Here is a 12988-nt window from a genome sequence, read left to right as displayed (position 1 = left end):
AATGAACCTATGATTACATATGAAGAAAAGGTTATAAAAGAACTGGAGCAGTGGAAAGCTACATTCATGAAAGATTCTTCTATGATGACACGGTTCTCAAAGAAAGTGCAGACGAAAGTACAACAGCTTATTCCGGCGAAAGTGCAAAAAGTATTAACAGAAACGATTCGGATGATGGTACAAACAATTAGCGCCGGATCAAACTTTATAAAGCCGAAATTAAAAGAGACGAACTGGTCATTGCAAAGACGAGACGATGAAGTACGTAAAAAAATGGATGAGTACAAAAAAATAGCAGCGGCAGAAGGAGCAGGGACGGGAGCAGGCGGTATTCTCCTTGGCCTTGCTGACTTTCCGCTTTTACTCGGCATTAAAATTAAATTTTTATTCGATGCAGCAACATTGTACGGATTTGATACGAGCGACAAAGAAGAGCGCCTTTTTATCCTTCACGTTTTCCAGCTTGCCTTTTCAAGTGACGACCACCGAAAAGAAATATGGAAAGCAATCGAAACATGGGATACAGAAGAAGAAAATCATATGGACTGGGAAAAGTTCCAAACAGAGTACCGAGACTATATCGATTTAGCAAAAATGCTTCAGCTCGTACCCATAATCGGTGCCCCAGTCGGCGCGTATGCGAACTATCAATTACTGCAAAGACTTGGGGAAGTAACGATGAATTGTTATCGTATGCGGTTGCTGAATAGGGATTAAAAAGAAGGCGTCCTACATGTGTAATGTAGGACGCCTTTTCTTGGAAGCTAAGTCCGATATAGCTAACTCCAACTATAATCAATACGATAAAAAGTACAATGATTAATGAAAATCCGCTCTTACCAGCTTGTCCCGCTTCACCGCCGCCATTACCACCAAGTCCCATATGATATCCTCCTTATTGTTATATATTGCTTTTACTTTATAACTTTCTGTATTTTCCAATAAATACCTTATGTAGTGCTAACTAAATTGAAAATCATTTCGTTTTGTTTTATAATTCACTTACCGACCGGTAAGTAAAAATAAGTGAGGTACAATATGACGAAGAATTTACAAACATCGCAGAACATTGTAGAGGCATCATTTAAACTTATGGCAGAACACGGCATTGAGAAGATGAGTCTTTCCATGATTGCGAAAGAGGTAGGTATTTCAAAACCGGCTATTTACTATCATTTTTCTTCTAAAGAAGCGTTAGTTGATTTTTTATTTGAAGAGATTTTTTCTGATTATCATTTTGCAAATTACTTCGATAAAGAGCAGTATACGAAAGAAAACTTTGCAGAAAAGCTAATCGCAGATGGTTTACATATGCTCTCTGAGTATGAAGGGCAAGAAGGAATACTGCGCGTTATCAATGAATTTATCGTAACTGCATCGCGAAATGAAAAGTACCAGAAACGTTTATTTGAAATACAAGAGGATTTCTTACATGGTTTCCACGATTTATTGAAGAAAGGCGCGAGACTGGGCGTTGTGTCACAACATGAAACGGAAGAAAATGCTCATACGCTAGCGCTTGTGATCGATAATATGAGCAACTATATGCTCATGGGATTCCATTTAAAGTATAAAGAAATTTGGATTCGAAATGTGAAAAACGTCATGAAGGAGGAGTAAAGATGAAAATGCAAAAAAACTGGTGGCTCGGTTTTCTTGGATTTATTGGGATTTATAAAATACCAGGTATGATTGAAGCTTTTCAAGCGGATGGAAGTTGGATGAAGTTAATCGGTTTCATTTGGTTACTTTGGTTCGGATATTTTATTCCTGAGAAGAAAGAAGATTAAATTTCAATTTTCTGTAAAGTTATGTAAAATGTAGATTAAGAGTATTCATATATTAGATTACTAGATTTGGAGTGGTTACATGGATCCATTGAAAAATGAAATTCACCCTGACATGGTCAAGGTGTGGAAAGTTCGTGCTGTAATTGAAGAAGGGATCGGTATACTCGTCATTTTAGCTTACCTTTTCCTCATGATAAAGTTTGATTGGTGGGCGTGGATTTTGTATGTAATGATTGGGCTGACAGTTGTGTTCGCACCATTTTCGTACTTCTTATTCCCGAAACTACGTCAACGTTATTACAGCTACCAACTAAATGAAGAAGAGCTTGAAATTCAGCATGGTCTTTTTGTCGTAAAGCGCGTATTAGTACCGATGATTCGTGTGCAGCACGTAACGATTGAACAAGGACCAATTATGAGAAAATATGGCTTAGCAGAATTACACATTTCAACAGCAGCAACTTCTCATAGCATCCCAGGCTTAACGATGTATGAAGCAGAAATGTTGAAAACGAAAATCGCAGAATTAGCGAAAGTGAGTGATGAGGATGTATAAGAGGCAGCATCCAATCACGATGTTATTAGAATTAAAAATAACAGATTTTATACCACTCATTATTTTCATGTTTAGCTTAAACGGAAAATTCCCGTTTTGGTATTTAATTCCCGCAGCATTTGGTTTACTCACCGTTTTTTCAGCATTTGAAAAATGGTATTACACAACATATTGGGTTGAAAATAACGTATTACATGTGAAAAAAGGTCTCTTCGTGAAAAAGGAGAGCTACTTAAATAAAGAACGTGTTCAAACGATTAATACAAGTTCTAACGTACTATATCAAATGCTCGGTTTAAAAAAAATTCAGATTGAAACAGCTGGTGGGGGCGATGAAGCAGAAGTTAGCTTAGCTGGTATTACGGCAGAAGAAGCGGCGGAGCTTATTACTTTGCTAAATGAGCCAACTCCAGAAGTGAAAGCAGAAGGAACGTTAGACGAAGCAACAGAAAATGTAGTAGAAAAAGAAATTGTTACAGAAGAAAAACAAGCGACAGAATATAAATTAACTTGGAAAGAGATTTTATTAGCATCTGTTACATCTGGTCAATTTGGACTATTATTCTCTTTAATCTTTTTCGTTTATCACCAAGTAGATGAGTACATTCCGAAATGGATAGAGAATGGCGTAAAGTCGTATGTAATGGAACATGATATATATGGCTGGATTTTCATGGTAGCCATGTTACTCGTTCTTTCTTGGATTATATCTACAATCGGTTACGCGTTAAAACATGGCGATTTCACAGTGAATCGAAGAAATGACGAAGTCCGCATTTCGCAAGGATTGCTTGAGAAAAAAGAGCTCGTACTAAAATTGCATCGTATTCAAGGTATTACGATAAAAGAAAGTATTTTACGCCAACCATTCGGTTATTGTGCTGTGCAAGTAGAAGTCATTCAAAGTAAAGGAATGAGTGACGAAAAAGAAAAGGTTACACTGCACCCAATCATTCGAAAAGATCGAGTACAACAGTTACTCGCCCATTTACAATTACCATACGAACTGAATGCAAACATTATTGCATTACCAAAAGCAGCATTACGCCGCTATCTCATTGATAGTTTCATTTTCTTCGCAATGCTAGCAATCCCGTTTATTGGAATAAGTATATACTCTGAAAAGCACTTCATCATGTGGGCATTAATTCCGCTCGCGATCCTCATCTTTACACTTGGATACGCAACATTTAAAACAAATGGTTACAGTGTTAACGGAGAACAAATTACACTTGTCTATCGTAGCGTCGGAAAATATACAGGACTTATTAGAAGAAGACATGTCCAATCAATGGAGAAGACACAATCATATTTCCAGCGCCGTGCGGATTTATGTACGTATAAGTTTTCGAGTGCATCATCTAGTTATAAAATAGAGCATACGAGAGTAGAAGATGCGGAGAGAATGCAGAATTGGTATAAGAAGTTAAGTGAGAAATAACTTGAGAAAGCTTGCCTATTATGAAGGGCAAGCTTTTTTGTTATAGGGAAAAGAGTCGTTTAATCCATATATTAGTACAACTACAGCACACATGTATCAATACGTATGCAAAAAGGAGTATGCTTCTATTTCAGGGGAATCTGTGGAATTTTTGATATAAATGGTATACTAAAATATAAATAGTATTAGGAGGTTATATATGATAAGTCAGTTGAAAAGAGAAGCGCTTGATGCATTAAAAGGAAGATGGGGATTAGCGGTAGGGGCAACTTTATTAATTGGAATCCTTATTGGAGCTGTTGAAATGCTAACAACAGGTATTTTCTCGATATTTTGGGGTTGGGAAGAGGCAAGTGATTCACTTACAGTAAGTATTATAGTAATGCTTGTTATTGGTCCATTAACAATAGGTGCCTATTATCTTGTTTTAAATGCAATTCGTGGGACTGATGCTCGCATTGGTCATATATTTAGATGGTTTAGCGATGGAAGTAAGTTGATGAAGTCGTTTTTAACATATTTACTAATGTATGTATACTTGACTCTATGGACATTACTTCTTATTATTCCAGGTATTATTAAATCATTTTCTTATTCTATGACATATTTTATTTTGAATGATCATCCAGAATATACAGCGAATCAAGCGATTACTGAGAGTCGTCATATGATGAATGGACATAAAATGGATTACTTTTTACTATGCTTAAGTTTCTTAGGCTGGTTCATATTAAGTATTCTTACTATAGGAATCGGTTTCTTATGGTTAGCACCGTATTTCTACGCGACATCAGCCGCATTTTATGAAGAGATTTCAAAAGAATATTATAAAAAAGAAGGCACTACTTTCTAATAACCACCTATCCCCTAAAGAATATAGGGCACAGATAGTTTAGATGTTCTGTTTAGGGGGGATTTCAGGATAAGGTATAGGTTTTTATATAAAAATTATGCCCTCTATGTTTTAGCATAGAGGGCTATTTTTTTTGTGAAAGTAATGAATAATATATGTGAAACAAAAAAAGTGAGGTGAATGAGAGTGAGCAAATTTTTAATACCGTATTCGTTTTCTATATTAAGTTTCTTTATTTCAGTAACGGCACTTGATTTATATGATAGGATGGGAAACAATAGTGAGCTGGTTTCGCCGAACATAATCGGTAAGATAATTCAATCTACTGCGCAAATGGGAGTCCTTACATTATATTTCGGAGTACCTATCATTTTAGGTGGCTGTCTACTTGGTGAGCTATTGTTTAGAGGTATCATTTTACGATTTAAACTAAGCTATATTCTATCTTTATTATTATATTTACTTTTAGCTTTTAGTATTGTTTCTGTAACGGTTGGAATTCCAACTACATATGAGGATTCTAATACTACTTTCATGGTAATAACTATGATTTGCGCTGTTACATTCTTTATGGGCCGGAATATATGGGAGAAAAAAGAAATGAATAATGGAGTGACAGAATGAAATATACATGTCCGTGCTGCGGGTATAGAACAATAGAAGAAGAACCACCAGGTACATATGAAATTTGTAATATATGTTACTGGGAAGATGATGAGGTACAGTTTAACGATCCTGACTTTGAAGGCGGGGCAAATGAAGTCTCGTTAAGACAAGCACAGAAAAACTTCATTGCATTTGGTGCTTGCGAGGAATGTTTTGTGAAATCAGTTAGAAAGCCGACTAGCGAAGATGTGAAGAATACTAGTTGGAAGCAAATTAGTTAAATAGATTTAAATAAAAATGTTATTACTCGATGTAACAAGAGTAATAACATTTTTTTATGTAATGATGAAAGAATTAACGGCGTCTTATAAGGTAAAATAATAAAGATGATAACGTAATAGGTAGGCCTGTTTCCAAAAAGGCTTCTAAATTAAAGGATAGAAAATATCGGTCGTTAAATAACATAAAGAAGAAATGATTGTAGGAAATACCTAACACTATAAATAAAGGAATACCAATTTTTAATTCGTGACTTCCTTTTATTTTTCTATAACAAAATTCGCCTATTAAACAACCGATAAGAACAGGAATACTTCCAAGAATTGAAAGCATAATAATAGATACCCAAATCGGCCCCCATGAATCCGCATAATTTGGAACGCTTGTATACTGTAAAACATTCACAATGATAGAAAAAAACAATAAGCATATTAAATAACTAATAGAAAATTTTTTCAATGGAATCATCCTTATAAAATTTCACTTTATTTTTATGAAAATATAAACCTCTTTAAATTATAGATTAGATGTATAAGGATAATCAATTTTTATACATTTCGTGTTTATGGATATATTTTCGATGAATATAAAAGTATAGATGTATAGTCAATGTTATATATTTGATGTTATCATATTGAATGATATGGAAATTTTTAATGGAATAAGTAACTAAAAATTCAAAGGTAATGCAGCTTTTGTTGTATAAAGAAAATACTTAGTAGTAATCAACAATATTAAAAATAAGATTCGTATTTATATAAATTTAGTAGAAATGGGGTTTTAAAAAGGAATGAGTATCAGCATAACGCGGCAAAAGATTTTGGCGGCCGCTTCTCAAATTGTGCAATGTAAAGGGGTTGCTAAATTAACCTTAGAAGCAGTGGCAAAAGAGGCGGGTGTAAGTAAAGGTGGATTATTGTATCACTTTGCAAATAAAGAAGCTTTAATAGAAGGTATGATAGTCAGAGGGATAGAGGATAATGAGGGCGCTATTTACAATAAAGTAGCGGAAGACTCAGAGAGGAAAGGGAGATGGGTTCGCTCTTTTGTAGAGGAAAGATTAAGTAATGAGAGAAGAACAGAAGAGTTGTCTAGTAGTATGATGGCAGCATTCATGTTAAAACCTGAATTACTTGAGCCATTACAACAATCATTTCAGCAACTGCAAAAGAATATAGAAAACGATGAGATAGATTCAGTTTGTGCAACAATTATTAGATTAGCAGCAGATGGATTATGGTATTCGGAATATTTAGGGGTTGGCAGACTAAGCCCCGAGTTAAGAGAAAAAGTGATTCAAGCTCTTATTAGTAATTCATATAAATAGAATATACGAACTATATAATGCGAAAACAATTCACCATTACTTATTTAATGTAGTGGTGAATTGTTTTTTTTATTAGAAAAATAGAACAATTTTATAGAGTATTGAATTATAACCGTCCAGACGGTATAGTAATATTTGGTTTAAGAGGAAAATGAAACAAAAAAAGAATAAAAGATATTTTTAGCACACTATTCGAAAGGATAGGCCGCAAAGCTTAGAGTCTACGGTAATACATATTGGTTACTAAGATCGTCTGGTTGCACATTTTTGATGCAACCGGACGGTCTTTTTTTGTTATATAAATATAAAAAATAGGAGGGAACTATGCAAATGAAAAGTACTAAAAGGCATATTTCAATGGTTTCATTAGTTTTTCTAGTATTATTTTCAGTGCTGAATGTGTGGGCTCCAGTGATTCAAGCTGCTGTGATGAAAAGTCCAGTGGACGAAATTAATATTTCCCGTACTGATGGCACGACATCTGAACCATATCAAGCCTCAGATGGTATGAAAGTAGAAGTGAAGTGGTCAGCTAAAGAAAAAATAAAAAGTGGAGATCAATTCACAATTGATATGCCAAAAGAGTTTCGAAAAGACCTTATGAATATGAGTTTTCCTTTAAAAGATGCTGAAGGAAAAACAGTTGGTACATGTGAGATGAAAAAGGGTCTATTAACGTGTACTATGGGTGATTACGTAGAAGGAAAGAATAACATTAAAGGTTCTTTATTCGTAGAATTCTACTTTGGTCTAGAAGCATATGATGGTGTTAAAGAAATTCCATTAGAATTTAACGTTGATGGTCAAATCGTAAATAAAGAAGTAAATGTAAGTAATACTACAGAGAGACCGAAGCCACAGCCCAATACAGATAATCTATTGAAATGGGGTTCTTATAATCAAGAAGATCCGTCCATTGCTGATTGGCTTGTATATGTAAATGCGACTGGAACAGAAATGCAAGATCTTAAATTAACAGATACATTAGGACCTGGGCATGAGTTAATTACAGACAGCGTAGTATTAGAAGAGGCTGTATTTGAAGATGGTTATGCACCAACAAATATTAAGCCAGCAAATTTATCTAACATTAAAATAAATGCAACGAAGACTGGATTTACAATTGAATTTCCCGACAGTTCAAAAGGCTATATTTTAAGATATAAAACAAAGATTACTAATCCTGCTGCAAAGCCTCATAAAAATACTGTGAAATTAGAAGGTAAAAATATTAAAACTGAAGAAAAAGTAGGACAAGTATTTGTAAGTGGTGGGGGAGGATCCGGTTCAGGTGACAATAATCCACCTAGCATTGAAAAAAATATAGTTGATGAGAATGGCAAGCTTGTAGAGAATGAGCAGTTAACACAAATGGATCAAGTTATTCAATACCAAGTTGGTACACATATACCGAACGATCCTCCTAAATACACATCTATGGTAATTAGTGATGATTTAGAAGATGTTTTAGAAGTATTAGAGGCAAAAGTGTATGATCAAAATGGCCAAGATATTACTTCTAAAGGAACGTTAAATATAGATAAACAAAGAAGTGAAGTAACATTTACATTTGGTGAGAGTTTTGACTATAAGTCATATGAAGACCAGATAATTAACCTTAGTATTAAGGCGAAAATTAAAAATAATGCAGACTTATCTTCTTACGTAGATAAGAAGATTCCTAATAAAGCGGAATTACATTTTGATGATAAAACATTAACATCAAAAGAAGTAACTATTACGCCGCCTGAAGCTCCAAAAGATGGTACAGTATCGCTTCATAAAATAGATTCTGAGAATCCGAACAAAGGGTTAAAAGGTGCCGAATTTGAAGTTCGAAATAGTGCAAATGAAGTTGTTGTAAAACTGAAAACGGACGAAAAAGGTTTTTCAGTACCTCAAACTTTAGCTCCTGGGACGTATAAAGTTTATGAAACAGTAGCACCAGAAGGATATCAAAAATTAACAAGCCCAGTAGAGGTTACACTTCAAGCTGGAGAAATAAAAACAATTGAAATTAAAAATACTATGCAAAAGGGTCAAATTGAAGTAAAGAAAATTGATTCGGAAAATGGTGAAAAACCATTAGCAAATGCAGAGTTTGATATAGTAAAAGACGGTGTAGTAGTCGAATATATTGTTACAGATAAAGATGGTAAGGCAATCTCTAAACCGTTAGCACCAGGAAAATATATTTTAAAAGAAACAAAAGCACCTGAAGGCTACCAATTAAAAGAAACAGAGTTCGAAGTAAATGTAACAGGGGACGGCATATTCCCAATACAAGTGGAAAATGCAATGGTAGACAAAGGTAATATAGAAATTACAAAAGTGGACAAAGAAAACGGAGCAGTATTAGCCGGTGTCGAATTTGAAGTCCAAGATGAGAAAGATGACGTAGTAAGAAAAGTAGTAACAGATAAAGATGGAAAAGCAAACGTTTCAGATCTATCAGTAGGAAAGTACAAATTAGTAGAGACGAAAAGCTTACCAGGTTACAAAAATCTAGCAGAACCAGTACTATTTGAAATTACAAAAGGTATGACAAAAGCTTTAGTAATAAAAGTAGAAAATGAGCAGTTAGACAAAGGCTCAGTAGAAATTACAAAAATAGATAAAGATAGTCAAAAAGTATTAGAAGGCGTAGTCTTCGAAGTGCAAGATGAGCAAGGAAAAGTAGTAACAGAAGTAAAAACAGATAAAGATGGTAAAGCAAAAATCTCAGATTTATCAGTAGGAAAGTACAAATTAGTAGAGACGAAAAGTTTACCTGGCTACAAAAAGCTAACAGAACCAGTATCATTCGAAATTACAAAAGGTATGATAACAGTCCTATCATTGAAAGTAGAAAATGAACAGTTAGATAAAGGTTCAGTAGAAATTACAAAAGTAGATAAAGACAACAAAAAAGCATTAAAAGGCGTAGTCTTTGAAGTGCAAGATGAAGCTGGAACAGTAGTAAAGGAAGTAAAAACAGATAAAGATGGTAAAGCAAAAATCTCAGATCTATCAGTAGGAAAGTACAAATTAGTAGAGAAAGAAAGTTTACCAGGCTATAAGAAACTAACAGATCCAGTATTATTTGAAATTAAAAAAGGCATGACTGAAGTTCTATCATTAAAAATAGAAAATGAAATGGTAGATACGGGAAATGTAGAGATAACAAAGATAGATAAAGATAATAAAGCACCGTTAGCGGGAGTAACATTCATCGTTCAAGATGAAAAGGGGAATGAAGTTACAAAAGTAACGACAGATAAAGATGGAAAAGCAAATGTTTCAGATTTACCTGTAGGAAAGTATGAATTAGTAGAGGTAGAAAGTTTACCTGGTTATAAAAAGCTAGAAAAACCAGTATCATTTGAAATCAAAAAAGGCATGACCGAGGTTCTATCATTAAAAGTAGAAAATGAAATGGTGGATACAGGGAATGTAGAGATAACAAAAATAGATAAAGATAGTAAAGCTCCATTAGAAAATGTTGTATTTGAAGTACGTGATTCAAAAGGAAAAGTAGTTGCGAAAGTAAAGACGGATAAAGAAGGAAAAGCAAACGTTTCAGATTTACCTATTGGGAAGTATGAGTTGGTGGAAGTAGAAACACCGGCAGGATACAAACCACTAGAAAAGCCAGTTTCATTCGAAATTGAAAAGGGTAGAGTAACAGCGCTAAAGCTAACAGTAGAAAATGAATTAGTGGATACAGGAAATGTAGAAATTACAAAAGTAGATAAAGAAAATAAAGATGCTTTAGCTGATGCAGTATTTGAGATTCAAGATGCAGCAGGACAAGTAGTCGCTAAAATAACGACAGATAAAAAAGGACAAGCACAAGTTACTAATTTATCAGTCGGCACATACAAGTTAGTAGAAGTAAAGGCACCAAAAGGGTATAAACAATTAGTAGATCCGATTGCTTTCCAAATTGAAAAAGGCATGACAAAATCTCTTGCTTTAACAGTAGAAAACGAAATGTTAGACAAGGGAAATGTGGAAGTAACAAAAGTAGATAAAGATAGTCAAAAAGTATTAGAAGGCGTAGTCTTCGAAGTTCAAGACGACAAAGGAAAAGTAGTAACAGAAGTAACGACAGATAAAGAAGGAAAAGCAAACGTTTCAGATCTATCAGTAGGAAAATACAAATTAGTAGAGACGAAGAGCTTACCAGGTTACAAAAAATTAATAGAACCAGTATCATTCGAAATCAAAAAAGGTATGACGAAAGTTTTATCATTGAAAGTAGAGAACGAACAGTTAGATAAAGGTTCAGTAGAGATTATAAAAGTGGACAAAGAAAGTGGCGCAGTATTAGCGGGCGTAACATTCGAAGTTCAAGATGAGCAAGGAAAAGTAGTAACAAAAGTAACGACAGATAAAGAAGGAAAAGCAAACGTTTCCGATTTATCAGTAGGGAAATATAAGCTAGTAGAGGTAGAAAGCTTACCAGGATATAAAAAACTAGCGAAGCCAGTATCATTCGAAATCAAAAAGGGTATGACAGAAGTTTTATCACTAAAAGTAGAGAACGAATTAGTAGATAAAGGCTCAGTAGAAATTACAAAAGTGGACAAAGAAAGTGGCGTGTTATTAAAAGGCGTAACATTCGAAGTGCAAGATGAAAAAGGCAAAGTAGTAACGAAAGTAAAAACAGATAAAGAAGGAAAAGCGAAAATTTCAGATCTATCTGTAGGAAATTACAAACTAGTAGAAGTAGAAAGCTTACCAGGCTACAAAAAGCTAACAGAGCCAGTATCATTCGAAATTAAAAAGGGTATGACAGAAGTCTTATCATTAAAAGTAGAGAATGAACAGTTAGACAAAGGTTCAATAGAAATCACAAAAGTAGATAAAGATAGTCAAAAAGTATTAGAAGGCGTAGTCTTCGAAGTTCAAGACGACAAAGGCAAAGTAGTAACAGAAGTAACGACAGATAAAGATGGAAAAGCAAACGTTTCAGATCTATCAGTAGGAAAATACAAATTAGTAGAGACGAAGAGCTTACCAGGTTACAAGAAGTTAACGGAACCAGTATCATTCGAAATTAAAAAAGGTATGACAAAAGTCTTATCATTGAAAGTAGAGAATGAAAAGTTAGACAAAGGTTCAGTGGAGATTACAAAAATGGCCGCTGAAAGCAAGGAAGTCTTATCAGGAGCTGTGTTTGAAGTTCATGATGACAAGGGAAAAGTAGTAGTGAAAGTAACAACAGATAAAGATGGAAAGGCAAAAATCGCAAATCTATCTGTAGGTAACTACACACTAGTAGAAGTAGAAGCACCAAAAGGATATGAAAAATTAACTAATCCAATTCCATTTGAAATTACAAATGGAATGATAAATGCAGTTCAATTAGAAGTATTAAACAAATTGAATCATTTAGCACCACCAGGTCCAGAAACACCAGATCCAGAAAAGCCTGGAACACCAGATCCGGAGAAACCTGGAACACCAGATCCAGAAAAACCTGGAACACCAGATCCAGAAAAGCCTGGAACACCAAATCCAGAAAAGCCTGGAACACCAGATCCAGAAAAGCCTGGAACACCAAATCCAGAAAAGCCTGGAACACCAAATCCAGAAAAGCCTGGAACACCGAATTCAGAAAAACCGGAAAAAGAATTACCGAAGACAGGGCAGAAAATGCCTGTGGAACCATATATGGGAGCACTTCTTGTAATGATGAGTTTTGGATTATTCGTATTAGGTAGAAAACAGCAGAGATAATAAAAGTGAAAAGGTATCCTCAAAGTATTTGAGGATACCTTTTTTAGCATAAAAAAAGCATCTAGCAAAAGAACTAGATGCAAATAAAAACACATGGGAAGACAAAATTCTTCCCGTTTCCCGTATGTAATTATATCAAAAAAATTATAAAAAACTAGCTATATTTAAAATATAATTATAAAAAAAGTTATATACATAAATAATTGCAATACTCGCAGTTTTATCTTCCTGAAAAAGTTATTTCTTTAGTTCCGAATATTAAGACTAATGTTGATAAATCTTCAGATAATTAGAAATAATGTCCAAAAGGATATATAATATTGCTTAAGAAATAGTTTTAATGGATTACATATATTTCATTTGGTGTATTAATTGAATATCATAATTTTTAATTTTATTAAGCAAGAATCTC

Annotated in this window: 11 protein-coding genes, 1 pseudogene and 1 riboswitch; of the genes and pseudogenes, 10 read left to right on the top strand and 2 right to left on the bottom strand. The window is 34.1% G+C overall.

Features of this window, described 5'->3' with window-relative positions:
• Positions 1-9: 9 nt before the first annotated feature.
• Positions 10-717, top strand: a complete 708-nt coding sequence (ecsC, locus tag BUA87_RS12175) for an ecs operon protein EcsC (protein ID WP_000634126.1) — start codon at positions 10-12, stop codon at positions 715-717.
• Positions 718-760: 43 nt separating this feature from the next.
• Here ecsC and BUA87_RS12170 read toward each other — a convergent pair.
• A pseudogene (locus tag BUA87_RS12170) lies at positions 761-888 on the bottom strand (YjcZ family sporulation protein); the annotation flags it as partial.
• Positions 889-1038: 150 nt separating this feature from the next.
• Between BUA87_RS12170 and BUA87_RS12165 the strand changes: the two are divergent.
• The 7 genes from BUA87_RS12165 (at position 1039) to BUA87_RS12140 (ending at position 5527) form a co-directional block, all read left to right on the top strand.
• Positions 1039-1620 (top strand): TetR/AcrR family transcriptional regulator, encoded by a 582-nt coding sequence (locus tag BUA87_RS12165; RefSeq protein ID WP_016082590.1) that lies wholly within the window; start codon positions 1039-1041, stop codon positions 1618-1620.
• A gap of 2 nt (positions 1621-1622) precedes the next feature.
• Positions 1623-1790: a hypothetical protein gene (locus tag BUA87_RS31320; protein WP_000783808.1), complete on the top strand. Its 168-nt coding sequence runs from the start codon at positions 1623-1625 to the stop codon at positions 1788-1790.
• Positions 1791-1869: 79 nt separating this feature from the next.
• A complete protein-coding gene (locus BUA87_RS12160) occupies positions 1870-2346 on the top strand; it encodes a PH domain-containing protein (protein WP_000371358.1) in 477 nt (158 codons plus the stop codon).
• The gene (locus tag BUA87_RS12155) at positions 2339-3787 is read left to right on the top strand and encodes a PH domain-containing protein (RefSeq protein WP_071713729.1); all 1449 of its coding nucleotides are present in this window, start codon (positions 2339-2341) and stop codon (positions 3785-3787) included. The genes BUA87_RS12160 and BUA87_RS12155 overlap by 8 nt, the downstream gene beginning before the upstream one ends.
• Before the next feature lie 199 nt (positions 3788-3986).
• Positions 3987-4640 carry a DUF975 family protein gene (locus BUA87_RS12150; protein WP_000625399.1) on the top strand — a complete coding sequence of 218 codons (654 nt, stop codon included), beginning with the start codon at positions 3987-3989 and terminating at the stop codon, positions 4638-4640.
• A 180-nt stretch (positions 4641-4820) separates the two neighbouring features.
• Positions 4821-5264, top strand: coding sequence for a hypothetical protein (locus tag BUA87_RS12145; protein ID WP_071713728.1), 444 nt, complete (start codon positions 4821-4823; stop codon positions 5262-5264).
• The gene (locus tag BUA87_RS12140) at positions 5261-5527 is read left to right on the top strand and encodes a CPCC family cysteine-rich protein (protein WP_000877838.1); all 267 of its coding nucleotides are present in this window, start codon (positions 5261-5263) and stop codon (positions 5525-5527) included. The genes BUA87_RS12145 and BUA87_RS12140 overlap by 4 nt, the downstream gene beginning before the upstream one ends.
• A 73-nt stretch (positions 5528-5600) precedes the next feature.
• Here the strand turns inward: BUA87_RS12140 and BUA87_RS12135 are convergent, their stop codons facing one another.
• Positions 5601-5984, bottom strand: a complete 384-nt coding sequence (locus BUA87_RS12135; protein ID WP_000714567.1) for a hypothetical protein — start codon at positions 5982-5984, stop codon at positions 5601-5603.
• Between the two features lie 331 nt (positions 5985-6315).
• Between BUA87_RS12135 and BUA87_RS12130 the strand changes: the two genes are divergently transcribed.
• Both BUA87_RS12130 and BUA87_RS12125 read left to right on the top strand, forming a co-directional pair.
• On the top strand, positions 6316-6852 hold the full coding sequence (locus BUA87_RS12130; protein ID WP_000028013.1) for a TetR/AcrR family transcriptional regulator: 537 nt from the start codon (positions 6316-6318) through the stop codon (positions 6850-6852).
• A gap of 172 nt (positions 6853-7024) precedes the next feature.
• Positions 7025-7117, top strand: a riboswitch (cyclic di-GMP riboswitch).
• Between the two features lie 59 nt (positions 7118-7176).
• Positions 7177-12576, top strand: a complete 5400-nt coding sequence (locus BUA87_RS12125) for a SpaA isopeptide-forming pilin-related protein (RefSeq protein WP_072939775.1) — start codon at positions 7177-7179, stop codon at positions 12574-12576.
• Positions 12577-12988: the final 412 nt, after the last annotated feature.

This window comes from Bacillus sp. bc15 (assembly GCF_900142585.1).
In the GTDB taxonomy this organism is placed as follows: domain Bacteria; phylum Bacillota; class Bacilli; order Bacillales; family Bacillaceae_G; genus Bacillus_A; species Bacillus_A cereus.
This window is presented reverse-complemented; position numbering and strand designations above follow the sequence as displayed.

Coding starts and splice junctions, on each gene's coding strand:
- ecsC (WP_000634126.1), top strand. CDS start 10: ATGATTACATATGAAGAAAAGGTTATAAAAGAACTGGAGCAGTGGAAA.
- BUA87_RS12165 (WP_016082590.1), top strand. CDS start 1,039: ATGACGAAGAATTTACAAACATCGCAGAACATTGTAGAGGCATCATTT.
- BUA87_RS31320 (WP_000783808.1), top strand. CDS start 1,623: ATGAAAATGCAAAAAAACTGGTGGCTCGGTTTTCTTGGATTTATTGGG.
- BUA87_RS12160 (WP_000371358.1), top strand. CDS start 1,870: ATGGATCCATTGAAAAATGAAATTCACCCTGACATGGTCAAGGTGTGG.
- BUA87_RS12155 (WP_071713729.1), top strand. CDS start 2,339: ATGTATAAGAGGCAGCATCCAATCACGATGTTATTAGAATTAAAAATA.
- BUA87_RS12150 (WP_000625399.1), top strand. CDS start 3,987: ATGATAAGTCAGTTGAAAAGAGAAGCGCTTGATGCATTAAAAGGAAGA.
- BUA87_RS12145 (WP_071713728.1), top strand. CDS start 4,821: ATGAGAGTGAGCAAATTTTTAATACCGTATTCGTTTTCTATATTAAGT.
- BUA87_RS12140 (WP_000877838.1), top strand. CDS start 5,261: ATGAAATATACATGTCCGTGCTGCGGGTATAGAACAATAGAAGAAGAA.
- BUA87_RS12130 (WP_000028013.1), top strand. CDS start 6,316: ATGAGTATCAGCATAACGCGGCAAAAGATTTTGGCGGCCGCTTCTCAA.
- BUA87_RS12125 (WP_072939775.1), top strand. CDS start 7,177: ATGCAAATGAAAAGTACTAAAAGGCATATTTCAATGGTTTCATTAGTT.